This window comes from Janthinobacterium kochi (assembly GCF_051380715.1).
GTDB lineage: Bacteria > Pseudomonadota > Gammaproteobacteria > Burkholderiales > Burkholderiaceae_D > Janthinobacterium.
The window spans coordinates 425,481-447,962 of sequence record NZ_JBNYXO010000001.1 but is presented as its reverse complement, the minus strand read 5'-3'; the positions used below and the strand labels follow the sequence as shown (position 1 = coordinate 447,962).

17 protein-coding genes are annotated in these 22,482 nt (G+C 63.3%); 9 read left to right on the top strand and 8 right to left on the bottom strand.

Features of this window, described 5'->3' with window-relative positions; translation table 11 throughout:
• Nucleotides 1-39 precede the first annotated feature (39 nt).
• Nucleotides 40-435: a RidA family protein gene (locus ACQ4WL_RS02125; RefSeq protein WP_436508341.1), complete on the top strand. Its 396-nt coding sequence runs from the start codon at nucleotides 40-42 to the stop codon at nucleotides 433-435.
• A 190-nt stretch (nucleotides 436-625) separates the two neighbouring features.
• On the top strand, nucleotides 626-2,737 hold the full coding sequence (locus tag ACQ4WL_RS02120; protein WP_436507747.1) for a prolyl oligopeptidase family serine peptidase: 2,112 nt from the start codon (nucleotides 626-628) through the stop codon (nucleotides 2,735-2,737).
• Between the two features lie 81 nt (nucleotides 2,738-2,818).
• On the opposite strand, the gene ACQ4WL_RS02115 is transcribed toward ACQ4WL_RS02120, so the two are convergent.
• Nucleotides 2,819-3,442 carry a glutathione S-transferase family protein gene (locus tag ACQ4WL_RS02115; protein WP_436507746.1) on the bottom strand — a complete coding sequence of 208 codons (624 nt, stop codon included), beginning with the start codon at nucleotides 3,440-3,442 and terminating at the stop codon, nucleotides 2,819-2,821.
• A 210-nt stretch (nucleotides 3,443-3,652) separates the two neighbouring features.
• Between ACQ4WL_RS02115 and ACQ4WL_RS02110 the strand changes: the two genes are divergently transcribed.
• Together ACQ4WL_RS02110 and ACQ4WL_RS02105 are read left to right on the top strand one after the other, a co-directional pair.
• Entirely contained in the window at nucleotides 3,653-6,358 is a 2,706-nt protein-coding gene (locus ACQ4WL_RS02110) for a M1 family metallopeptidase (protein WP_436507745.1), read from the top strand.
• Nucleotides 6,359-6,893: 535 nt separating this feature from the next.
• A complete protein-coding gene (locus ACQ4WL_RS02105; protein WP_436507743.1) occupies nucleotides 6,894-7,631 on the top strand; it encodes a YceI family protein in 738 nt (245 codons plus the stop codon).
• Here the strand turns inward: ACQ4WL_RS02105 and ACQ4WL_RS02100 are convergent.
• Nucleotides 7,594-8,223, bottom strand: a complete 630-nt coding sequence (locus tag ACQ4WL_RS02100; protein WP_436507741.1) for a LysE family translocator — start codon at nucleotides 8,221-8,223, stop codon at nucleotides 7,594-7,596. The two genes, ACQ4WL_RS02105 and ACQ4WL_RS02100, sit on opposite strands and share 38 nt — an antisense overlap.
• Nucleotides 8,224-8,317: 94 nt before the next feature.
• Here ACQ4WL_RS02100 and ACQ4WL_RS02095 point away from each other — a divergent pair, with 94 nt between their 5' ends.
• Nucleotides 8,318-11,278 carry a hybrid sensor histidine kinase/response regulator gene (locus ACQ4WL_RS02095; protein ID WP_436507740.1) on the top strand — a complete coding sequence of 987 codons (2,961 nt, stop codon included), beginning with the start codon at nucleotides 8,318-8,320 and terminating at the stop codon, nucleotides 11,276-11,278.
• Nucleotides 11,279-11,357: 79 nt separating this feature from the next.
• Here the strand turns inward: ACQ4WL_RS02095 and ACQ4WL_RS02090 are convergent, their stop codons facing one another.
• On the bottom strand, nucleotides 11,358-14,501 hold the full coding sequence (locus tag ACQ4WL_RS02090; protein ID WP_436507738.1) for an NAD(P)-binding protein: 3,144 nt from the start codon (nucleotides 14,499-14,501) through the stop codon (nucleotides 11,358-11,360).
• Between the two features lie 199 nt (nucleotides 14,502-14,700).
• Between ACQ4WL_RS02090 and ACQ4WL_RS02085 the strand changes: the two genes are divergently transcribed.
• Both ACQ4WL_RS02085 and ACQ4WL_RS02080 read left to right on the top strand, forming a co-directional pair.
• Nucleotides 14,701-15,243, top strand: coding sequence for a phosphohydrolase (locus ACQ4WL_RS02085; protein WP_436507737.1), 543 nt, complete (start codon nucleotides 14,701-14,703; stop codon nucleotides 15,241-15,243).
• A 360-nt stretch (nucleotides 15,244-15,603) separates the two neighbouring features.
• Nucleotides 15,604-16,203 carry a hypothetical protein gene (locus ACQ4WL_RS02080; RefSeq protein ID WP_436507735.1) on the top strand — a complete coding sequence of 200 codons (600 nt, stop codon included), beginning with the start codon at nucleotides 15,604-15,606 and terminating at the stop codon, nucleotides 16,201-16,203.
• A gap of 417 nt (nucleotides 16,204-16,620) precedes the next feature.
• On the opposite strand, the gene ACQ4WL_RS02075 is transcribed toward ACQ4WL_RS02080, so the two are convergent.
• Nucleotides 16,621-17,064: a hypothetical protein gene (locus tag ACQ4WL_RS02075; protein WP_436507734.1), complete on the bottom strand. Its 444-nt coding sequence runs from the start codon at nucleotides 17,062-17,064 to the stop codon at nucleotides 16,621-16,623.
• Here ACQ4WL_RS02075 and ACQ4WL_RS02070 point away from each other — a divergent pair.
• Both ACQ4WL_RS02070 and ACQ4WL_RS02065 read left to right on the top strand, forming a co-directional pair.
• The gene (locus ACQ4WL_RS02070) at nucleotides 17,063-17,650 is read left to right on the top strand and encodes a chromate transporter (RefSeq protein WP_436507732.1); all 588 of its coding nucleotides are present in this window, start codon (nucleotides 17,063-17,065) and stop codon (nucleotides 17,648-17,650) included. The two genes, ACQ4WL_RS02075 and ACQ4WL_RS02070, sit on opposite strands and share 2 nt — an antisense overlap.
• Nucleotides 17,647-18,231, top strand: a complete 585-nt coding sequence (locus ACQ4WL_RS02065; RefSeq protein ID WP_436507731.1) for a chromate transporter — start codon at nucleotides 17,647-17,649, stop codon at nucleotides 18,229-18,231. Before ACQ4WL_RS02070 ends, ACQ4WL_RS02065 begins: the two co-directional genes overlap by 4 nt.
• A gap of 2 nt (nucleotides 18,232-18,233) precedes the next feature.
• On the opposite strand, the gene urtE is transcribed toward ACQ4WL_RS02065, so the two are convergent.
• Genes urtE through urtB form a run of 4 tightly spaced genes read right to left on the bottom strand, consistent with a single transcriptional unit; the run spans nucleotide 18,234 to nucleotide 22,467 of the window.
• Nucleotides 18,234-18,932: an urea ABC transporter ATP-binding subunit UrtE gene (gene urtE / locus ACQ4WL_RS02060; RefSeq protein ID WP_436507730.1), complete on the bottom strand. Its 699-nt coding sequence runs from the start codon at nucleotides 18,930-18,932 to the stop codon at nucleotides 18,234-18,236.
• 3 nt (nucleotides 18,933-18,935) lie between these two features.
• Nucleotides 18,936-19,766 (bottom strand): urea ABC transporter ATP-binding protein UrtD, encoded by an 831-nt coding sequence (gene urtD / locus ACQ4WL_RS02055; RefSeq protein WP_436507729.1) that lies wholly within the window; start codon nucleotides 19,764-19,766, stop codon nucleotides 18,936-18,938.
• Nucleotides 19,763-20,884, bottom strand: a complete 1,122-nt coding sequence (gene urtC, locus ACQ4WL_RS02050; RefSeq protein WP_436507728.1) for an urea ABC transporter permease subunit UrtC — start codon at nucleotides 20,882-20,884, stop codon at nucleotides 19,763-19,765. The genes urtD and urtC overlap by 4 nt, the downstream gene beginning before the upstream one ends.
• Nucleotides 20,881-22,467 (bottom strand): urea ABC transporter permease subunit UrtB, encoded by a 1,587-nt coding sequence (gene urtB / locus ACQ4WL_RS02045; protein WP_436507727.1) that lies wholly within the window; start codon nucleotides 22,465-22,467, stop codon nucleotides 20,881-20,883. Before urtB ends, urtC begins: the two co-directional genes overlap by 4 nt.
• Nucleotides 22,468-22,482 lie beyond the last annotated feature (15 nt).

Genomic DNA, 22,482 nt, shown 5'->3' with positions numbered 1-22,482 from the left:
CGGCGGCAACACCCAAGGAGCCATGCCATGCGTAATGCAATGACCACCCGCGACGTCGTCTTTCCACCTGGACGCCAGGCGCTGTATGAAAAGAACCGCTATTCACCGGCCATACGGGCCAACGGCTTGCTATTCGTCTCCGGCCAGGTGGGCAGCCGCGCAGACGGGACGCCGGAACCGGAACTGGAAGCGCAAATCAGGCTGGCCTTCGACAACCTCAACGCCATCCTGCAGGCCGCCCATTGCACCTTCGACGACGTGCTCGACGTGACCATCTTCCTCGTTGAGCCGGAAGCGACCTTCCAGCGCATCTGGAATATCGTGCAGGCAGAATACTGGGGCGAGGCGCCCCACCCCACCGTCACGGCCGTGGGCGTCACGTGGCTGTACGGTTTCCAGTTCGAGATCAAGGTAGTGGCAAAGTTGCCGGATTAGCGGGGCATGCCAGCCCCGCGTGCGCCGCAGAATATACGGCTGGGCGGGCGAACGGCAAATATTATAGGAAAAACATGCCACCTCTTTACTGATATCCACGAGATACTGGTTCCCCACAGCAATCCATGGCACCATGGCTGCGCCGTTTTGCCTGCAACGCGGCCTCCACCGGACCAACCAGGAACCTTCTATGTCGTCATATCGTACCTTTGCCAGCAGCATGCTGCTCGGCCTGGCAGCAGCGGGCATCGCCCATGCACAAGCACCCACGCCCGCCGCGTCCACTGCTCCGGCCGATCCCCACCTGTGGCTGGAAGAAGTCCTCGGCGACAAGCCGCTGGCCTGGGTGAAACAGCACAATGCCGTCGCCACCAAGGAACTGGAAAGCCAGCCCGGCTTCCCGGCCCTGCAGGCGCGCCTGAAAACCATCCTCAATTCGAAGGAACGCATTCCCTACGTCAGCAAGGAAGGCGCGTTTTACTACAATTTCTGGCGCGACGCCCAGCATGTGCGCGGCATCTGGCGCCGTACCACGCTGGCGCAGTACCAGCTGGCCGAACCGACCTGGGAAACCGTGATCGACCTCGACCAGCTGGCCGCCGGCGAGCATGAAAACTGGGTCTGGGGCGGCGCCTCCTGCCTGTATCCGAAGGGCGAACGCTGCCTCATTTCCCTGTCGCGCGGCGGCGGCGACGCCAAGGTAGTGCGCGAATACGACGTGGCGAAACGCGCCTTTGTCGACGGCGGCTTCAGCCTGCCCGAAGCGAAGGGCAGCGCCAGCTGGATCGACCACGATACCCTGTTCGTCTCCACCGATTTCGGCCCCGGCACGATGACCAGCTCGGGCTACCCGCGCATCATCAAAGAGTGGCAGCGCGGCACGCCGCTGACGCAGGCACACACGCTGTATGAAGCCAAGGCCGACGACCTGAGCGCCGGCGCCTACAAGGATTTCACGCCCGGCTACGAACACCAGTTCATCGAGCGGCAAATCGATTTCTACAGCGGCGAAATGTTCCTGCGCGACGGCGCCGACTTGAAGAAGGTGCCGAAACCGGACGACGCGACGGCCTTCACCGTGCGCGACCAATTGATCATCACCCTGCGCTCGGACTGGAAAGTGAACGGCAAGACCTACCTGCAAGGCTCATTGCTGGCGACCGACTTCAAGGCCTTCATGCAGGGCAAGCAGGCACTGGAAGTACTGTACGCGCCCACGGCCACGTCGTCGCTGGACAATGTCACGGCGACGAAATCGGCCATCCTCATCACCACCCTGGACAAGGTCAAGAACCGCCTGACGGAACTGCGCCACGTGAACGGCAAGTGGCAGCGCCGCGCCGTCGATGCGCCAAAACTGGGCACGCTGGCCGTCAGCGCGCTCGACTCCGTCGACTCGAACCAATACTTCCTGACGGTGACGGACTTCCTCAACCCGACCACCCTGTACCTGGCCACGGCGCAAAGCGACAAACGGACAAAAATCAAGTCGCTGCCAGCTTACTTCGACGCGGCGCCGTACAAGGTGGAGCAGTTCGAATCGACGTCGAAGGATGGCACCAGGGTGCCGTATTTCGCCATCATGGGCAAGAACACGAAGTTCGACGGCAGCAACCCCACCGTGCTGTATGGCTACGGCGGCTTCGAAGTGTCGCTGAAACCAAGCTACAGCGGCACCACCGGCGTGGCGTGGCTGGAAAAGGGCGGCGTGTATGTGCTGGCGAATATCCGCGGCGGCGGCGAATTCGGCCCCCGCTGGCACCAGGCGGCATTGAAGGAAAACCGCCAGCGCGCGTATGACGACTTCATCTCCGTGGCGCAGGACTTGATCAAGCGCAAGGTCACCAGCCCGCGCCACCTGGGCATCATGGGCGGCAGCAATGGCGGCCTGCTGACGGGCGCCGTGCTGGTGCAGCGTCCCGACCTGTTCAACGCCGTCGTCAGCCAGGTGCCGCTGCTCGACATGCGCCGCTATAACAAGATGCTGGCGGGCGCTTCGTGGATGGGAGAATACGGCGACCCGGACGTGGCGGAACAATGGGCGTACATCAGCAAGTACTCGCCGTACCAGAACGTCTTCAAGGATAAAAAGTATCCGCGCGTGCTATTGACGACCTCGACGCGCGACGACCGGGTCCACCCTGGCCATGCGCGCAAGATGGTGGCCAAGTTGGAAGAGCAAGGCCACGACGTGCTGTACTGGGAAAACACGGAAGGCGGCCATGCGGGCGCCGCCAACAACGACCAGCAGGCGCTGATGTGGGCGCTGACCTATACCTTCCTGTGGGAGCAGCTGAAGTAAAACGGTGGTGTCGGATTACGCGCTCACGCACCTCGGCGGCCCCGCCAATCCGACCTACCCGACCTACAGCCCCTCAAACAATTACTTCGCCTGCGCGCTGGGGCGCTCGGCAATGCGGTCGCGGTAGGCCTGCAGGTTGGCCAAGCCTTCCGCGCCAGGCCGGTATTTCATCAGGCCGCGCGCAAATTCCAGCGCGCAGAAGGCCGTGATGTCGGCAATTGTAAACCGTTCGCCGGCGATGTACGGCTGGCTGCCCAGCACCTGATCCAGCCATTGCGCCGTTTCGCGCAGCTTGCCCGCCTGCGCCGTGGCGAAATCGGGAAACTGCGGGTTTTCCAGCGCTACCAGGGCCGGATGGCCATGGCGCACCCAGTTGGCGGCGGCACTGAACAGGTGCAGTTCCACGCGGCGATCGGCCATTTCGATAAAGGCCCGCTCTTCAAAGCCTTCGCCCATCAGGTTTGGCTGCGGGTGCAAGCCTTCCAGGTAGGTGCAGATGGCGCGCGTTTCGGTCAGCACGCGCCCGTCCGCCAATTCCAGCACGGGCACGCGGCCCAGCGGGTTTTTCGCCAGGAAGGCGGGATCGCGGTGCTGGCCCGCCATCAGGTCGAGCGCCACTTCCTCGATGCCGGTGATGCCTTTCTCGGCGATGAACATGGTGACGCGGCGCGGATTGGGCGTGCGTGGGCTGATAGTCAGTTTCATGTGCAGGTCTCGTCTCGTTATGGTGGTTCACAATCATACCAGCGCGCCATCATGGTGCAACGCCCCAGGCGCGTTGACTTTGCCCCCGTTTCCACTTAGATTGCTGTACGGGAACGCTGGCTTTCAGTTCCAGCGATGTCCCCCAACCGCCATCGACGCTCGCAGCCTATCCGGCTGGCGGGCGTTTTACTCATAAACGAAGGGCATACCATGCATCGCACACCGACTCCGCGTTTCCGCCGCAGCCAACTGGCTGCCGCCGTCCTGGCACTGACCGCCGCCACCGCTTTCAACACGGGCCACGCTGCCCCCGTCGTCAAATATGCCTCGGCCAGCCATGCCACCAGCACCACCACGCAGCTGCCGCGCGGCGTCACGCCTTTGCACTATATCCTGTCGATCACGCCGGACGCCGCCGCGGCCACCTTCAAGGGCGAAGCCGCCATCAAGGTGGCCGTCGACACGCCAACGGCCAGCATCACCTTCAATGCCCTGAATCTGGCGTTTGCCGCCGCCGCCATCGAAGGCGCAGGCGGCAGCAAGCAGGTGACGCGCAAGATCGATTTCGATGCGGACAAGCAGACGGCCACCGTGCATTTTGCCGAGCCGCTGGCCAAGGGCGAGTACCTGTTGCGCATCGACTACAGCGGCAAGATCGGCACGCAGGCGACGGGCCTGTTCTCGCTCGACTACGACACGCCGCAGGGTCGCCAGCGGGCGCTGTACACGCAGTTCGAAAATTCGGATGCGCGCAGCATGCTGCCATCGTGGGATGAACCGGACTACAAGGCCACCTTCGCGCTGGACGTGGTCGTGCCAAGCAACCAGATGGCCGTCGGCAACATGCCGATCACCCGCAGCGAAGACCTGGGCAATGGCAAGAAACACGTGTATTTCGCCACCACGCCGCGCATGTCGACGTATCTGCTGTTCTTCGGCCTGGGCGACTTCGAGCGGGCGACAAAGATGGCCGACGGCACGGAAGTGGGCGTCATCACGAAGAAGGGCGCGCTGGCGCAAAGCCGCTTCGCGCTGGAAGAATCAGCCGCCCTGCTGCGCGAGTACAACGACTATTTCGGCGTGCGCTACCCGCTGCCCAAGCTCGACAACATCGCCGCGCCGGGCCGCAGCCAGTTCTTCGGCGCCATGGAAAACTGGGGCGCCGTCTTCACCTTCGAATACGGCTTGCTGCTCGACCCGACCATCTCGACGCAGACCGACAAGGAAAACATCTACACCACCCTGTCGCATGAAATGGCGCACCAGTGGTTCGGCGACCTGGTCACCATGCGCTGGTGGGACGACCTGTGGCTCAACGAAGGTTTTGCGTCGTGGATGGAAAGCCGCACCACGGAGCGTCTGCACCCGGAGTGGAACACGGCCCTGTCCAACGTGGGCGGGCGCGAATCGGCGATGAGCCAGGACGCGTTGCGCACCACGCATCCGGTGGTGCAGCGCATCGCCACTGTGGAGCAGGCCAGCCAGGCCTTCGACGGCATCACCTATCAAAAAGGCGAAGCGGTGATCCGCATGCTCGAAGCGTACGTGGGCGCTGATACTTGGCGCACGGCGGTGCGCAGCTACATGCGCAAGCATGCGTATGGCAATACGGTGTCGGACGACCTGTGGCGCGAAGTCGATGCCGCCGCTGGCAAGCCTGTCAGCGCCATCGCCCATGATTTCACCCTGCAGCCGGGCGTGCCGATGATCACGGTGGGCCAGGCCGTGTGCAGGAAAGGCAGCACGCGCGTGACCCTGACGCAGACGGAATTTTCCAAGGACCAGCCGGACAAGAAACCGCTGTCGTGGAAAGTGCCCGTCATCGCTTCGACGGTCGGCAACGGCAAACTGGCCAAGGTGGTGCTCAAGGATGGCAAGGCCACCCTGAACGTGCCAGGTTGCGGCGCCCTGCTGGTGAATGCCGGCCAGAGCGGCTACTACCGCACGCTGTACGCGCCTACCGGCACGCGCGCGCTGGCGGGCAGCTTCGCGCGACTGGCGCCGATCGACCAACTGGGCTTGCTGGCGGACAGCCAGTCGCTGGGCATGGCGGGCCTGCAAGACCCGGCCGGTTTCCTGGAACTGGTGAAAGCCACGCCGCTGTCGGCCGACCCGCAAGTGCTGGGCCGGGTGGCCGGGTCGCTGAACGGCCTGTATGAGCAGTATGCGGGCGATAGCGTGGAAAGCAAAGCGCGCCAGCAGGCTTTCGGCCGCTTCGCCATGGCGCGCCTGGCGCCGATGATGGCGCAGACGGGCTGGGAAGCGCGCGCGGGCGAAGCATCGAGCGTGGCGACCCTGCGCGGACGCCTGATTGCCATCCTCGGCGACATGGGCGAACCGGGCGTGATCGCGGAAGCGCGCCGCCGCTATGCGGCCAGCGAACAGGATCCCACCGCCATGCCTGCGCCGCTGCGCCGCACCATCCTGGGCGTGGTGGCGCAGCATGCCGACGCCGCCACCTGGGAACAGCTGCACGCCAGGGCGCAGCAGGAAAAGACGCCGCTCATCAAGAACCAGCTGTACGACTTGCTGGCCTCGAGCGACGATACGGCCTTGGCGCAGCGCGCGCTGGCGCTGGCGCTGACGGAGGAACCTGGCGTGACCAACAGCCCGGCCATGATCTCGCGCGTGTCGCGCACGCATCCGGAACTGGCCTTCGACTTTGCGCTGGCGCACCTGGAGCAAGTCAATGCGCGCATCGACGCCAGCTCGCGCAGCCGCTACTTCCCGCGCCTGGCGGCCGGTTCGGCGCAGCCAGAGATGATCGCCAAGCTGGAAGCGTACGCGCAAGCGCACCTGCCGGCCAGCGCGCGCGGCGACGCCGACAGCTCCGTGGCCGGCATCAAGTACCGCATCAAGGTACGCGCCGAGCGCCTGCCGGCCGTCGATGCGTGGCTGGCGAAACAGGCAGGCTAGGCTGGATTCCCGGCGCCGCGGCGCCGGGAGGAAGAAAATACAGGCAAAAAAAACCGGCTTCGCAAATTGCGGTAGCCGGTTGAAACGCTGTTTCAGAGCGCAGGGATAAAACGGAAAACACATGAAAAAGTGGAAATCGTGCCGGTCATTGAGGTGTCCGGCAACCTTGCGCTCGGGGTTTCCGTGCGCCATGTGTCCACTATGCCAGCCCTTCGTTGACACAGGCTTAGGACTTCATTAAATCCCCGCCCGATCCTTGCATTTTCCCTGCCCCACCCTGCGATCATTGCTGCAAAATAAGTTTTACATGTCTGGTGCCGATGGTTGAGCTCACCGGCTAAGCTGTTGAGTCATGCCTGCATCCTATCGCTCCCGGAGCGTAGTGACCTGCGCACCGCATGCTATGTGCCAACAAGAGCATCATAGCAGCGCCATATGACCGCCTTATGACGTAGCTCTAACATTGCACGCGCATCGCCGCGCGGATCGCGTACTATTCCCCCATCGCCCCTGCCACTTCTGCCCCATCTGCCCCATGTTCAGCCAGAACCACCGCCTGTCGTCCGCCATCCGTGCCCCGCTGCTGCTTGCCTGCGCCGTACTGGCGGCCTGTACGCCCTTGCCGCCTGCTCCTGCCCAGACGCCTGCGCCGGCTGCCATGCCCGCGTCCGCGTGGCAGCAGCCGGGCGTGCATATCTTGCACATTGCCCCACAGGAATCCCTGCTGACCATCACCGTGCGGCGCGGCGGCCCGCTGGCGCGGCTGGGGCATGATCACGTGATCGCCAGCCGCACCTTGCAGGGCGTCGTGGCGCCCGCACTGGGGCGCGCGCAATTCCAGTTCCGGCTCGATGAGATGAGTGTGGATGAGGAAAGCTTGCGCCAGGCGGCCGGGCTGACGACGACGCCTTCGGCCGACGCCATTGCCGGCACGCGCCACAACATGCTGGTGCGCGTGCTCGAGGCCGAGCGTTATCCGTGGGTGCGTATCGATGCCCGCCGCGCGGGCAATGGCGAGGTGCTCGAGGCAGACATCACCCTGCATGGCGTGACGCGCACCTTGCAGCTGCCGGTGCGCATCGAGCAAGCGGCCGACGGACGCCGCCTGCAGGCCAGTGGCAGCCTGCTGCTGAAACAGAGCGACTTCGGCATCGTGCCCTTCGCCGTCCTGGGCGGCGCCATGGCCGTACAGGATCAGATGGAACTGGCGTTCCGCATTACCGCCCGGCAAGACCTCAGCGCGCCAGGAGCAGGCGCAAACCCAGGCCGATGAAAATGCTGCCGGCCACCCGGTCCAGCCACAGGCCGGCGCGCGGACGGCGGTTGAGCCACAGGCCGACGGCGCCGGAAAAATAGCCGAGCAGGCCGAACAGCACGCAAGCCTGCGCCGTGAAGACCAGGCCCAGCTGCGCCGTCTGCCAGCTGGCATTGCCCTGGCCCGCGACGATGAACTGCGGCAGGAACGAGAGAAAAAACAGCACGACTTTCGGATTGATACTGTTGGCAAACAAACCCTTGCCGAACAGGCGCAGCAGCGATTCGTCGTGCAAGGCCGCCGCGCCATCGACTCTGGCGCCGCCACGGCTGCGCAAGGCGCCGATGCCCAGCCACACCAGATACAGGCCGCCAGCCACTTTCAGCGCGGTAAATGCGGTGGGCGAGGTGGCCAGCAGGGCCGACACGCCGATGGACGCCAGCACCGTGTGCGTGAGGCAGCCAAGGGCGCAGCCCAGGCCGAACGCCATGCCCTGGCGGCGCCCGCGCGACATACCCACGCCCAGCACCATCAGGTTGTCGGGGCCGGGACTGGCGGTAATGAGGACGGCGGCGGCCAGGAAGGCCAGGAACTGGTCAGGACTGAGCATGGAGGACTCGCAGGCAAAAGGCGCCATGATACCGGAGCGCTCGCCATGCCGACAGGGCAGGAAATTGCCCGTGTGCCACCGAGAGTCGATTAAAATGAGTACTCCACAGCAAACAGCGCCGCCGCCAGTTCCCACGCGACCGTCACCCACCCCATCGATGCCAGCCCACCCGCCCCCTTCCCGCCCCCACGCTGCCAGCTCCCGCGTCTGCGCCTGGCTAGGCGGCTGGCCGCTGCTGTTCAGTCTGCTGTTCGCCCTGCTGGGGCTGGCGGGCGCGGCGCAGGCGGCCCCCTTGCCATTGGGCAAGCAAGGCATCGGGCACCTGGGCAGCGGCGGGCAACTGTTTTTCGCCGGAAATGAAGCCGCGCCCACCGATGCCGCCGCCCTGCCCGCCTGGCTGGCGCGCCAGCGCCCGGCCGACCAGGTCGACCTGTTCGGCGGCGCCTACTGGCTGCATGCGCAGGTGCGCAACGACAGCAGCGTGGCGGCCTGGGTCATCGACCCGAACGATACCCTGATCGACCTGGTCGACCTGCACGTGTATGGCTCCGGGCCGCACACGGCGCCGCAGACCTTGCTGACGGGCTACCAGCGCCCGCACGAATATTTGCTGCACTACGGCAGGAACGTGCAGCTGGCGCCGGGCGCCACGTATGACATCCTGATCCGCTTTTCCAGCCCCTACTACGCGCGCGCTCCCCTGTTCGGCATGAAGACGCAGCAGGACTACCGCAAGCTGGTGGGCAAGGAAAACTTCCTGATGGTGGCGTCCATCGGCGCCCTGCTGGCGCTGGGCCTGTTCAATTTCTTCATCTTTTCCATCACCCTGGAAAAAGCCTCGGCCTATTACGCGCTGTACGTGCTGACCTATGGCCTGGCCTGGGCCATGACCTTCCACGTCTTTGCCGACCTGTTCGACTGGCACCTGCTGCAGCTCCATTACGTGCCGTTTTTCCTGCTGCCCGTCTTCAGCACCCTGTTCTACACGCATTTCCTGCGCCTGCGCGACTACTCGCCCCTGCTGTACCGCATCAGCAAGGTCAACCTGGTGCTGCCCCTGCTGCTCTTGCCCAGCTGCTTCGTCGCCCTGTCGTATGCGCACACCCTGGCCACCATCGCCATCAGCATCTGGATGCTGCTGGCGCTCATCTGCGGCATCGTCGTCTGGTGCCGCGGCTACCAGCCGGCGCGCTTTTTCGTGCTGGCTTTCGTCGCCCTGATGCTGCCCGGTTTTCTGATCCTGCCGGCCAACCTGGGCCTGATGCCGGCCATGGTGGCCAACGCCCAGCTGGTGACCTTGCTCGGCGGCACGCTCGACGGCTTGCTGCTGGCGTTTGCCCTGGCCGATCAGATCCGCCTGCTGCGCAACAACCTAGAACAGCGCGTGCAGGAACGCACCCTGGCACTGACCCTCAGCAACGATGCCCTGCTGAAGGCCAAGGAGCACGCGGAAGTGGTCAGCCGCCACCGCATCGATTTTCTCTCCGCCATGAGCCACGACATCCGCACCCCGCTGGCCGGCGTGATCGGCATGCTGAAATTCGCCCTGCGCGACCAGTCCGTCAAAGGCCGCACGCAGGAATACCTGCGCATTGGCCTGCATAATGGCGTCTCGCTCTTGACCATTCTCAATGACATCCTCGATTTCTCAAAGATCGACGCGGGCAAGCTGACCCTGGAAACCGTGGACTTCGACTTGCTGGCGCTGATCGGCGACGCGGCCGGCATCGTGCAGGGCCAGGCCGATGCGAAGAGCCTGCTGCTGCGCCGCGAACTGGCGCTGGACCTGCCGCGCTACGTACGCGCCGATCCCACGCGCCTGCGGCAAATCCTCATCAACCTGCTGGGGAACGCGCTGAAATTCACGGCAAATGGCGAAGTGATGCTGGAAGTGCGGCGCGCCCGCACGCCGCCGCGCCGCGATGGCCGCAGCGCCATCGACTTCATCATCAGCGATACGGGCCCCGGCATCGACGCGGACACCTTGCCGCGTTTGTTCCAGAAATTCGAGCAGGCCGACCATTCCACCACGCGCCGCTATGGCGGCACGGGCCTGGGCCTGGCCATCTGCAAGGAACTGGTGGAGCTGATGGGTGGCACGATCGGCGTGGAAAGCCGGGTCGGCATCGGCTCGCGCTTTCATTTCACTTTGCCGCTAATGGACGGCAGCGCGCCGGCGACCGACGCGCGCCGGCCGGCACGCCACGCGCGCCACGCCTGCCGCCTGCGCATCCTGTGCGCCGAAGACGTGCGCACCAACCAGATCATCATCGGCACCCTGCTGGAAGGCATGGGACATGCCGTGACCATCGTGGAAAACGGCGAGCAAGCGCTGCGCGCGCTGGGCACGGCAGCCTACGACTGCGTGCTGATGGATGGCCGCATGCCGCTGATGGATGGCGAACAGGCCGCGCGCCTGATCCGCGACGGCGGCAACGCGCAATTCCCCATTCCCGACGCGCACATCCCCATCCTCGCGCTGACGGCCAACGCCAGCGAACATGACCGGCAACGCTACCTGGCTTGCGGCATGGACGACTTCCTCAGCAAGCCCGTCGACGAAGCGCTGCTGTTCGAGAAAATCGACGCCATCATCGACCTGCTGCTGGCGCGCGGGCACGCACTGCCGCCGGCCATGCCGACTGCGGACGATACCCTGGCGCGCCAGTTTGGCCTGGACGATGCCGCCGACGAGCCATCCGCGCCGGCCGATCCCATGACGGCGCCCGTGCACATTTTGCCGCTCACAGGCCTGTCGCCGCAGCACTTGCAGCGCATCGCGCAAGCGTTCCTGATGGAAGCGCCGCGGCGCCTGGACCTGGCCTGCCACGCCGTGCGCGATGGCAATGCCAGCGCGGCCGCTGCCGCCTTCCACGCCTTGAAAGGCAGCGCCGGCTACCTGAGCCGCCCCACTCTGCACGCCTTGTGCCACCAGATGGAAACCCTGGCCTCGAACGGCCAGCTCGATAATGTGGAGCCATTCCTGCCGCAGCTACAGGCGGCGCTGGATGCGGCGCGGCGCGACTTGAACGCGCCGGCCAGCGCCGGCGATTGATTCCGCGTCCCCAGCCAGCCATCTGCCTGCAGCCAGGCTGGCCGGCAGGCGAACAGAACGCAGTGAACCGCCATCAGACCTAGAAATCCGCCTCGCCCTGGATCACGGCCGGATAACCGGTCATGGCGCGCGAGGTCTGCATGCCGGCCATCACGGCCGCCTCCACGCAGCCCGCATTGAGGCCCGTCCTGATCCAGTCGCCCGTGAGGAACAGATTGGAAAAGCCTGACTGGTCGGTGGCCAGCCGGTACTGCGTGCTGCCCACCACCGACATCACGTAGCGCTCGGACGGGTCGACGTTGGCGCGCCAGTACTGGCTGTCGAAGCGCGCCGGCCCCGTGCCAGCCTTCGCGTCGACCAGCCATTGCCACGGAAACGCGCCGGGCCCACCCGCCTCGGGCCACAGCGCACCGATCTCGCGCTCCAGCTGGTGCAGCGCGCCCTGTTTCGCCCTGGCAGCGCAGCGGGCGGGAAAGCCTGTGTCGGTGACGGGCGGGTAGCTGTCGACGGGGAAAGCGCTGCAAAAATACGAGACGTTTTTCGGTTCCTGCCCCGCAGGCCAATCCTCGTGCGCCAGCAACTGATCCATCGGCGCCCACGTGTCGTACGGCTCCGTGAAGGCCGACAGCACGGGTTGTTGCCCTTTCGGCTGCCTGGTCCAACCCATCTGCGCCAGGTTTTTGTTCAGCCATACCTGATAGGCTTGCGTGGCCACGGTTTTTACCTTGTCGGCCGCCAGTTGCAGGGCCGGGCTTTGCGCCAGCAGTTGCGGGCACAGGGCGGGCAGCGAGCCGATGGAAATGCCGAACACCACCTTGTCGAAGTCGACGCCCTTCTTCAATACCGTGGCGGGCAGCGCGCGGCCGAACGCCTGCTGGTATTGCTGCGGCCAGTCGCTCCAGTACGATTCCAGGTTGACTTCCTGCGCTTGCAGCAGCGCCGCCTGGGCCGGCTCGATCTGCGCGTAGTCGGGCGCGCTGGGCCAGCAAGCCAGGCCTTTGACATCCACCAGCGGCGCGTAGCCGGCGGCCGGGTCCTTCAATTGCACCTGCTGCGTGATGCGGATGCTGTCGATGTCGCCCGCGCCCGGCACCAGCTCTTCCACGCGCTGGAAGAATTTGAATTCCACGCCCCTTTTTTTCAGTACTTCGTACAGCGGCGTGAAAATCGTGTCGCCCATTCCGGCCTGCATCTTGAACATGATGCCGCCCTTGTAGGCCAGACCGATGCGCGCCATCGCCCGCAACAGCGTCCCTGCCTCAATATTTGGCTTGGAAAAATCGCCGCCCTCGTAGGCGAACACCAGATCATAGAAGCCGCGCACGGGCGCCGAATTGACGCTGAACTGCTCGTCGCCGCCATGTTTTTTCAGCCAGGCGCGGAAGTCGATATCGTTGATGACGTCGAAGCCGTTCTTGAACACGCCATCTTCGAACATGCCCTTCATGACCGTGATGCCCAGGTCCAGGCAGGTGAACAGGCGGCGCAAGTCATCGTCGCCGTCGATCAGGGCGCGGTAGCGCAGGCGCAGCCAGGCGCGGATACCGTTCAGGGTGCTGGCCAGCAGCTGGTGGCGGGCCTGGTCGTGGCGCGTGGAGTCCGGCGCCAGGTCGGCCACCAGCGCTACCAGCGCGCCCACGGACAGGCCCACGTCGAGGCCCAGTTCATCGGCTTGCCCCACCACTTCGTCGGCCAGGCGGCGCAGCCATCCCGGCCACACGCCCTCGCCCTCGCCTGGCTGCGCGCTGGCGCGCACGATGCGCGCGTCGGCGTCGGCCACTTGCCGGATCTGGCGTATCCACTGCTCGATCCAGCCCACCATGGCGATGGCCATCTGCCACAGGGTGATGTCTTCGCCGCCCTCGCCCGGCTCGCCCGGCAAGGTGGGGAAGACGATGGACCAGTTGCGCCACTGACCCTTGACGTCTTCCGACAGGGCTACGTAATCGTGCTGCTTGAAAGCGTCGCGCCAGGTGGACAAAGGCGCGCCGGGCGGACGCTCCAGGCTGGCGTAGGCGTCCTTGATCATCTTGAAGGCGTTCGCGTAAAAGCCGAACCAGATGTGCAGGCCATGTTCCTCGATGCGCTGGCCCACTTGCGCATTGCGCCCGCTGGCGCCCTTTCCGCCCAGGCGCCAGCCCAACTGGTAGACGGTGATGGCATGCTGGTTTTGCCAGCCAGGCTGGCTCGTCAAATAATATGCCGCCGTCATGGCCGCCACGCCGCCGCCCAGGATGGCGATCTTTTCCGGCGCAATCTGCGAGTTGTCGACCAATTCCTCGCCCGGCATGGCAGTGAAGTCGAAGTTCACATGGAACGGCAATATCGCCGCCTGCGGCCCCAGCTGCAAGCCCAGTGTCTGGTCCAGCGGGAAGCTGTCGAACGCGTGCAAGGTGCATTCATACTCGTAGCCGAGCAGGCGCGCGCTGTGCAGGCGGTTGATCTCGGCCGGCGCGGCCACCAGGGCCTGGTACACGGCTTTCACGCCCGCGCTGTCGGGGAATTGCTTGAGGAAAATCTGGTCGATGCGGGGCTTGCGCAGCAGCGACAGGATGTCGGCCCAGCCGGATTGATCCATGTCGAAGAAATCCGGGATGGAGAGGAAAATCGTGAACGCTTGCTCGATGAGTTCCAGGAAACTGTTGACGCTCTTGTGCTGCCCCGTCTGCACGGTGGCGTTGACTTCCAGCAGCGGGTGCAGGGCCAGTTTGGTTTCCGGCGAAAAATGCTGGAAACCCTTGGCGGCGACGGCACAGCGCAGCGGCTCGCTGCCGGCGGCGGGAATGTCGTAGTCGCACAGGTATTTCGGATAGCCGAACAGTTCGCGCCCGTTGATCAGGGCCATCGCGTCATCGACAAAAATATGGCACGGGTACCAGTAGATAGGCGCGAGCTTGCCCGCCACATCCATCTGGCCGACCATGATCCAGGTGACGATGTCGACTTCCGTGATCCAGCCCTTGGCCTGGTCGACGGGGTTGGCCGAATCCGCATGGTTGACGCGCGTAAACGTCAACATCACATACGGCGACAGCGCTTTCAGGGTCATCTTGCGGCCCGCCACCTGGTTCAGGGTGGTATTCACGGTCGCTTGCAGTTTCGCCAGGTCGCCCCGGACGAAATAGCCGTACATTTCCGACTGTTTCAATTGCAGCGGCGAGTGCATCATCACCGAACCGCCCTGATAGATATACGAAGGTCTTGCCGAAGGTATCGCCGTCATTGCCCTGTCCCCTTTAAGTTTCATTCAAACAAGATTGCTACAGTGTGTGAGAAATATCAATAAATGATATGAAATAAATTAATGGATTTGCCAAGATGCATAGGCTCGGCAAGAAAGAGAAAATTACAAGCGCAAGGCAAGTGGCGGCCATCCGGTGTAGGATGGATCATCCGTGCAAAGCAGGTGAGCTAACCCAGAAATGATTACTACCGACTACGTATCCACCTATTCCGGCAACCGTTTTTATCCCTTGCGCCCGCATATCGACAAGGTCGCCATCGAGGACATCGCCCACGGACTGGCTTACCAGTGCCGCTTCAATGGACAGACGCAAGTGTTTTACTCGGTCGCCCAGCACAGCCTGATCGTCGCCGAGCTGGTGCCGCCCCATTTGCGCCTGGCCGCCCTGCTGCACGACGCGGCAGAAGCCTACCTGGGCGACATGGTGAAACCCTTGAAAGTGCTGTTGCCGGAATTTGCCGTCCTGGAAGACAAGGTCAGCGCCATCATCGCCGCCACCTATGACCTGGATTTTTCCGATTACGCGCCCATCAAGCGGGCCGACCTGATCGCATTGGCCACGGAAAAACGCGACCTGATGCCCCACTCGGCCGAGCGCTGGGCTTACCTTGACGGCATCGCCCCCTTGCCCGGTATAATCGAAACCATGGGTCCGGCCGAAGCCAAGCAGCGCTTCCTGCACGCCTTTGCCCAGCTGGGGGGACTTGGGCTGGCGGCATGACCACTTCTGCCGCTGCCTGACGAACGGGCGTAAGCCCCGGTTTTTGCACGGCTTTTCCAGATATCCACAGCAACTGTGGATAAAGTTGTTGATAAGCCCCTCTTGACACGCCGCAACACCAGTATTGATGCGGGTTTCAACAATTTGCTGATTTCACAGGCATTTTTTTATTCCAATGAAATCAATGGCTTGCAATCATGCATTTGCACTTGAGCAAACTTTCTCTACCACCATGAAAATATATTTTGCTGTGCATAAGCAATCCTGGCCAGGCCGTCTTGCTTGGACAGCATTGTTTTGACAAACCCCGCAGACTGGCATAGTGTGGAGTAGCGAGTACGATCAACGGTGGATAAACGCATGAATATGGAAAGCGATAGCGCCGCCAAGGGGGCGGATGAACCCGACTGGCTGGTCGACGAGCCACCCGAGCGGGCAGACGCGGCGGCAGAACCCGCCAACGCGGCGCCGTGGCGCGTGCTGATTGTCGATGACGATGTCGACGTGCACGTGGTGACCAAGTTCGCCCTCAGCCAGGCCAGTTTCCAGGGCCGCAGGCTGAGCTTTCTGCACGCGTATTCGGGCGCCGAGGCGCTGGCCTTGTTGCGCAGCACGCCCGATATCGCCGTGGTGCTGCTCGATGTCATCATGGAAACCCAGGATGCCGGTCTGCAAGTGGCGCGCCAGGTCCGCGAAGACCTGCACAACAGTGCCGTGCGCATCATCCTGCGCACGGGCCAGCCCGGCCAGGCGCTGGAACACCGCATCATCATCGATTACGACATCAACGATTTCTGGTGCAAGACCGACCTCACCACGCGCAAGTTGTTTACTACCGTGATCGCCTCGCTGCGTACCTACGCCACCTTGCGCGAAGCGCAGCAACAGGTCACCGAACTGGCTGCCGCCCTGGCCCAGTGCGGCGACGCGCCAGCGGAACCGGCCGACGACACACCGTGAACCGCCGCCGCTACTTTTAGTCATAAAAACAAGAGCACTGGATAGGCATACAGGCTTGTGCCCAGCCCCATTTTGGCCTGCCGCGACGCTGCATTTGCTGCGCCGATCCGGCGTCATTATCTAAGTGGCGGATTGTTAAGCGCTTTTTCAGATATCCACACGGACTGTGGATATCTTTGTGGATAAGCGCCTATTGACAGGCCTCAAAGCCACAGCCCGTGCGGCTTTCAATAAACTGCTCAATCAAACAGCAAAAATAAAATCCATTAAAATCAATCACTTAGAAAGTCACGCATAATCACAAGAAAATTATTTCGTCAGTTTCGCTAACCCATCATTTGTGCATAACTGAGCCGTAATGATCAATTCGACAACACCGGACTGCGGCTGCCGGCAACACAGTTGCCGTACGGTTACTCAATGCACGGTCTGACGGCGCTGCTCCGGGTGCAGCAGCACGCGCTCAATCAATTCGGGGGCAACATTGTATGACTTCAGGTATTCCAGTGCGCACAAGGTACTGAAGGCAGCCTGCACGGCGATGCCCAGGTTGACGATATCGGACATCTTCTGATCGAGCCGGGCGTGCAGCATCACGGTTTTGACGGGCATATGCAGCGTTTCTGTGGAATTAGGCATGATGAACAACTCCTGCGAAGGGGGAAGGAGGGGCGGAGATGGCATACCGGTGCGAACTGCGCCAGCGCGGACAGGAACAGCGGTCATGTTGCCGATAAAGTATTGCTGATAAACTCTCGATGTCAATGGCAGGGAAACATGAGCCACGGTTTTTTTCTTGCAGGCACAAGCGCAGCCGAAAGCGATGGACAAGCGCAATCGGCCACGGCGATAATCAGCCATGTCTTCCCCTCCCCCCCTTCCACCCGACCTGCCCCGCCCGCAACCGGCCTCACTGGCCGACCTGTTCTTCTCGTTCACCTGGCTGGCCCTGCAGGGATTCGGCGGCGTGCTGGCCGTGATCCAGCGCGAAATGGTCGAGCGCAAGCGCTGGCTGACACAAGAGGAATTCTTGGAAGACTGGGCCGTGGCGCAAATCATGCCCGGACCGAATGTCGTCAACCTGTCGCTGATGGTGGGCGGGCGCTATTTCGGTTTGCAAGGTGCGCTGGCGGCGCTGGCCGGCATGCTGGCCGTGCCCCTCGTCATCGTGCTGCTGCTCGGTGTGCTGTACACGCGCTTTGGCGACAATGCGCAGTTGGCGGGCGCCTTGCGCGGCATGGCCGCCGTCTCGGCCGGCATGATCGCCGCCACGGGCGTGAAACTGGCGGCCGCGCTGGGCAAGCATCCGCTGCCCCTGTGGCTGACCTTGTCCATCACCGTGCTGGGCGTGCTGATGGTGGCGATCTTCCGCTGGCCCCTGCTGTACATCCTGCTGGGCCTGGGCGGCATAGCCTGCCTGCTGACCTACCGAAAACTGTCCGCATGACGCCGCCTTTGCAACTGGTGTTGAGCGCGGGCGACTGGCTGAACCTGTTCAGCCACTACCTGATGCTGTCGCTGATGTCGATTGGCGGCGCCATTTCCACCACCTCCGAAATGCACCGCTTCCTGGTCGAGCAGCATGGCTGGCTGACGCAGGCGCAATTCAATGAATCGATCGCCATCGCGCAAGCCGCACCGGGCCCCAACGTGCTGTTCGTCGCCCTGATGGGTTGGAACGTGGGCATGAATGCGGGCAGCTACACGGCCGCGTACCTGGGCGTGCTGGTGACCATGGTGGGCATCATGCTGCCCAGCACCACCCTCACCTACGTGGCAGCCCAGTGGGGCTACCGCAACCGCGACCTGCGCCCCGTGCGCGCCTTCAAGCAAGGCATGGCGCCCATCGTCGTCGCCCTGCTGATTTCCACCGGCATGATACTGGGCGGCGCCAATCACGACATCCGCACGGACTGGCCCCTGTGGAGCCTGTCCATCGTGGCTGGCCTCATCATCTGGCGCACGAAAATCCATTTATTGTGGCTGCTGGCGACCGGCGCCATGCTGGGCTGGTTCCAGCTCGTCTGACCTTACACGGCCAGGTGCCGCCTCACGTCCTCGCCATCCATCTGTGCAGCCAGTCCGCTGGCGACGACACTGCCGCGCGACAGTACGATGAATTCGTCGGCCAGTTCGCGGGCAAAATCAAAATACTGTTCACACAGTACGATGGCCATGTCGCCCCGCTGTTTCAACAGGCTGATCACGCGGCCGATATCCTTGATGACGGAGGGCTGGATGCCTTCCGTCGGCTCATCGAAGATGATCAGCTGCGGTTCGGCCAGCAAGGCGCGCGCGATGGCCAGCTGCTGTTGTTGCCCGCCGGACAAATCGCCACCACGCCGCTGCAGCATCTCTTTCAATACCGGAAACAACTCATACACGTGGGGATCGATGCGCGAGGCTAGCCTGCCCGTCTTGACGGCCATGCCCATCAGCAAGTTTTCCTCGACAGTCAGGCGAGCAAAGATGTCGCGCCCCTGTGGCACATACGCCATGCCCAGCTTTGCCCGCGCATGCGGCGCCAGCCTGGTGATATCGCGGCCATCGAGCACGACCTGGCCCTGCGCCACGGGCAGCACGCCCATCAGGCATTTCAAGAGCGTCGTCTTGCCCACACCATTCCTGCCCAGCAAGGCCAGGCATTCACCCTTGCGCGCCGACAGGTTGATGCCACGCAAGGTGTGCGAGGAGCCATAGTATTGATTTAATTGTTGCACTTCGAGCATGGCTTACCTTCCCAGATAGACTTCAATGACCCGCTCGTCGGCTTGCACTTCGTCCATGCGCCCCTGCGCCAGCACGGCCCCTTCATGCAGCACGGTGACAATGCCTTGCTGGGCAATCTCCGTAACGAAACCCATATCGTGCTCGACCACCATGATCGAATGCTTGCCGCGCAATTCATTGAGCAACTCCGCCGTGCGCGCCGTTTCCGCATCCGACATGCCGGCCACCGGTTCGTCCAGCAGGATCAGCTGCGGCTCCTGCATCAAGAGCATGCCGATTTCCAGCCACTGCTTTTGCCCATGCGACAGCAAGCCGGCCGGCCGCGCCTCGTGGCCATTGAGGCGTATCAGGCGCAAGATCGCTTCGATCTTGCCCGCCTGCTCCGACGTCAAACGGGCAAACAGCGTGGGCGCCACGCGCTTGTCCATCTTCATCGCCAGTTCCAGGTTATCGAACACCGTGTGCTGCTCGAACACGGTGGGGCGCTGGAACTTGCGGCCAATGCCCGCGTGGGCAATTTGCGCTTCCGTCATCGTCGCCAGATTCATGGTTTGCCCGAACCAGGCCGTGCCGGACGTGGGCCGCGTCTTGCCCGTGATGACATCCATCATCGTCGTCTTTCCCGCACCGTTCGGGCCGATGATGCAGCGCAACTCGCCCACGGAAATATCCAGGCTCAGCTTGTTAATCGCCTTGAAGCCATCGAAGGACACGCTGATGTCTTCCAGGTACAAAATGGCGCCATGCGTCGTATCGACGCCCTCGCCTTTCACGCGCGAATAGGTGGCGCCCGCTTCCGCGCTGGCCATGCCGGGCAACATGCGGATGCTCATGCGGCCTCCTCTGCCACGACGGCCACCTTTTTACGTTTGAGCTTGCTCAATACACCGAGCATGCCTTGCTGCATGAACAGGGTGACGACGATAAACAGCAAGCCCAGCGCGAACAGCCACAACTCCGGCAAGGCAGCCGTGAACCAGCTTTTCAAGCCGTTCACGGTGAAGGCGCCCAAAATCGGGCCGAGCAAGGTGCCGCGCCCGCCCACGGCCACCCACACGACCATCTCGATGGAATTCGCCGGTGACATTTCGGACGGATTGATGATGCCCACCTGCGGCACGTACAGGGCGCCGGCGATGCCGCACAGCACGGCCGACAAAGTCCACACAAAGAGCTTGAACCATAGCGGGTTGTAGCCGAGGAACATCAAGCGCGCCTCGCTGTCGCGCACGCCCTGCAGGACGCGGCCCAGCTTCGAGCGGACGATGGCGCGCGCACCGATCAAGGCCACCAGCAGGAAGGTGAGCGTCAGCAGGAACAGCACGGCCCGGGTGGCGGGTGCCGTGATGCTGTGGCCCAATATCGTCTTGAAATCCGTGAAACCGTTGTTGCCGCCAAAGCCGGTGTCATTGCGGAAGAACAAGAGCATGAAGGCATACGTCATCGCCTGCGTGATGATGGAAAAATACACGCCCTTGATGCGCGAGCGAAAGGCAAAGTAGCCAAACACAAAGGCCAGCACGCCCGGCACCAGCACGACGAGGGCCATGCAATACCAGAAATGTTCCGTAAACGCCCAGTACCACGGGTAGGTTTTCCAGTCGAGAAAGACCATGAAATCGGGCAAGCTGCTGTGGTACTGGCCCTGCTCGCCGATGGCGCGCATCAGATACATGCCGTGCGCATACGCGCCCAGGGCAAAGAACACGCCGTGGCCAAGCGACAGGATGCCCGTGTAGCCCCAGACGAGATCCAGCGCCAGCGCGGCCAGCGCGTAGCACATGAACTTGCCCACCAGCGCCACCGTGTAGGCGGACACGTGCAGCGCATGGCCTTCGGCAAACGCCAGGTTAAAAACCGGCAACAGCGCCGCCAGTACCGTGCATGCGGCAATCGCCAGCCAGACGGGCCGCGTGAACAGACCCTGTTGGGATTGATAGGAGGTAGTCATTCGACGCTGCGTCCCTTCATGGCAAACAGGCCCTGCGGCCGGCGCTGGATAAAGATGATGATGAACACGAGAATGGCGATCTTCGCCAGCACGGCACCCGCCACCGGTTCGAGGAATTTATTGACTTCGCCCAGGCCCAGCGCGGCGATCACGGTACCGGCCAGCTGGCCCACGCCGCCCAGCACCACCACCATGAAGGAATCGACGATGTAGCTTTGGCCCAGGTCCGGCCCCACATTGCCCAGCTGCGACAGGGCCACGCCGCCCAGCCCGGCGATGCCGGAACCGAGACCGAAGGTCAGCATGTCGACCTTGCCAGTGGCCACGCCCACGCAATCGGCCATGCGGCGGTTTTGCGTCACGGCCCGCACGAACAGGCCCAGGCGCGTCTTGTTCAGGATCAACCACACGGCCACTACCACGACGATGGCGAAGACGATGATGGCCAGCCGGTTGTACGGCAGCACGAGGCCACCCAGCACGGTCACGCCGCCCGACATCCAGGCGGGATTGGCCACTTCCACGTTTTGCGCGCCAAAGATCGTGCGGACAAGCTGCATGAGGATCAGGCTGATGCCCCAGGTGGCCAGCAGGGTTTCCAGCGGCCGCCCGTACAGCCAGCGTATCACCGTGCGCTCCAGCACCACGCCCACCAGGCCAGCAACAAAAAATGCGGCAGGCAGCGCGGCCAACAGGTACGCATCCTGCATGCCGGGCAGGTAGGTACGGAAAAACAGCTGGCACAGATAGGTCGTGTAAGCACCTATCATCAGCAATTCGCCATGCGCCATATTGATGATGCCCATCAAGCCAAACGTGATGGCCAATCCCAGGGCGGCCAGCAGCAGCACGCTGCCCAGTGAAATGCCGTAAAACACATTGCCGGCCAATTCCATGCGTGACACTCGTCCCTTGATCTGGCGCATGGTCTCGATGGCGGCAAGCTGCACACCCTCGTCCGCCTCACCTTCCTTTTCCAGCATGGCTTGCAGCACGGGCAGCAAGCGCGCATCGCTGCTGCCAGCCAGCGCCTGCACGGCGGCCTTGCGCGTGGCGGCGTCCGGCGCCTGCAGGTTGGCGCTGGCGATCAGCACTTGCAATATCTGCTGGATGTCAGCATCGCGCTCCTGCGCCAGCGCCTTGCGGATCAGGGCAATTTGCGCGGGATCGACAGCCTTTTGCAAGGCTTGCGCGGCCGCCAGCCGGGCGCTGCGCTCCGGCGCCAGCAGCTGCAAGCCCGACAAGGCGCCCGCCACGGCCGCGCGCAAGCGGTTGTTGACCACCACGCCGTCGATGCCTTCCGGCACCGGCACGTTCTGGCCAATTGCAGGGTCATACGCCTGCTCGCCATCGACGACATACACCTTGCCATCGGGCGCCGCGTACAAGGCGTCGTCCTGCAAGGCTTGCAGAACCTTGGCTGCCTCGGGCGTGGCCAGGGCGGCGATCTGGGCCACGGCGGCCAAGCGGGCGTCGGGGTCATCGCCGGATAGCGGTTTCAGCAAGTCGGGAGGAATGACGGCCTGCGCCAGCGAGGATAGCAACAGGCAGGCGAGGACCAGCAGTTTGGGGAGGAGCTGCATGCGCATGGAGTCCTT

Bases quoted from the DNA above. Each gene is read 5' to 3' on its own strand.
- ACQ4WL_RS02125 (WP_436508341.1), top strand. From the start codon at position 40: ATGACCACCCGCGACGTCGTCTTTCCACCTGGACGCCAGGCGCTGTAT.
- ACQ4WL_RS02120 (WP_436507747.1), top strand. From the start codon at position 626: ATGTCGTCATATCGTACCTTTGCCAGCAGCATGCTGCTCGGCCTGGCA.
- ACQ4WL_RS02115 (WP_436507746.1), bottom strand. From the start codon at position 3,442: ATGAAACTGACTATCAGCCCACGCACGCCCAATCCGCGCCGCGTCACC.
- ACQ4WL_RS02110 (WP_436507745.1), top strand. From the start codon at position 3,653: ATGCATCGCACACCGACTCCGCGTTTCCGCCGCAGCCAACTGGCTGCC.
- ACQ4WL_RS02105 (WP_436507743.1), top strand. From the start codon at position 6,894: ATGTTCAGCCAGAACCACCGCCTGTCGTCCGCCATCCGTGCCCCGCTG.
- ACQ4WL_RS02100 (WP_436507741.1), bottom strand. From the start codon at position 8,223: ATGCTCAGTCCTGACCAGTTCCTGGCCTTCCTGGCCGCCGCCGTCCTC.
- ACQ4WL_RS02095 (WP_436507740.1), top strand. From the start codon at position 8,318: ATGAGTACTCCACAGCAAACAGCGCCGCCGCCAGTTCCCACGCGACCG.
- ACQ4WL_RS02090 (WP_436507738.1), bottom strand. From the start codon at position 14,501: ATGACGGCGATACCTTCGGCAAGACCTTCGTATATCTATCAGGGCGGT.
- ACQ4WL_RS02085 (WP_436507737.1), top strand. From the start codon at position 14,701: ATGATTACTACCGACTACGTATCCACCTATTCCGGCAACCGTTTTTAT.
- ACQ4WL_RS02080 (WP_436507735.1), top strand. From the start codon at position 15,604: ATGAATATGGAAAGCGATAGCGCCGCCAAGGGGGCGGATGAACCCGAC.
- ACQ4WL_RS02070 (WP_436507732.1), top strand. From the start codon at position 17,063: ATGTCTTCCCCTCCCCCCCTTCCACCCGACCTGCCCCGCCCGCAACCG.
- ACQ4WL_RS02075 (WP_436507734.1), bottom strand. From the start codon at position 17,064: ATGGCTGATTATCGCCGTGGCCGATTGCGCTTGTCCATCGCTTTCGGC.
- ACQ4WL_RS02065 (WP_436507731.1), top strand. From the start codon at position 17,647: ATGACGCCGCCTTTGCAACTGGTGTTGAGCGCGGGCGACTGGCTGAAC.
- urtE (WP_436507730.1), bottom strand. From the start codon at position 18,932: ATGCTCGAAGTGCAACAATTAAATCAATACTATGGCTCCTCGCACACC.
- urtD (WP_436507729.1), bottom strand. From the start codon at position 19,766: ATGAGCATCCGCATGTTGCCCGGCATGGCCAGCGCGGAAGCGGGCGCC.
- urtC (WP_436507728.1), bottom strand. From the start codon at position 20,884: ATGACTACCTCCTATCAATCCCAACAGGGTCTGTTCACGCGGCCCGTC.
- urtB (WP_436507727.1), bottom strand. From the start codon at position 22,467: ATGCAGCTCCTCCCCAAACTGCTGGTCCTCGCCTGCCTGTTGCTATCC.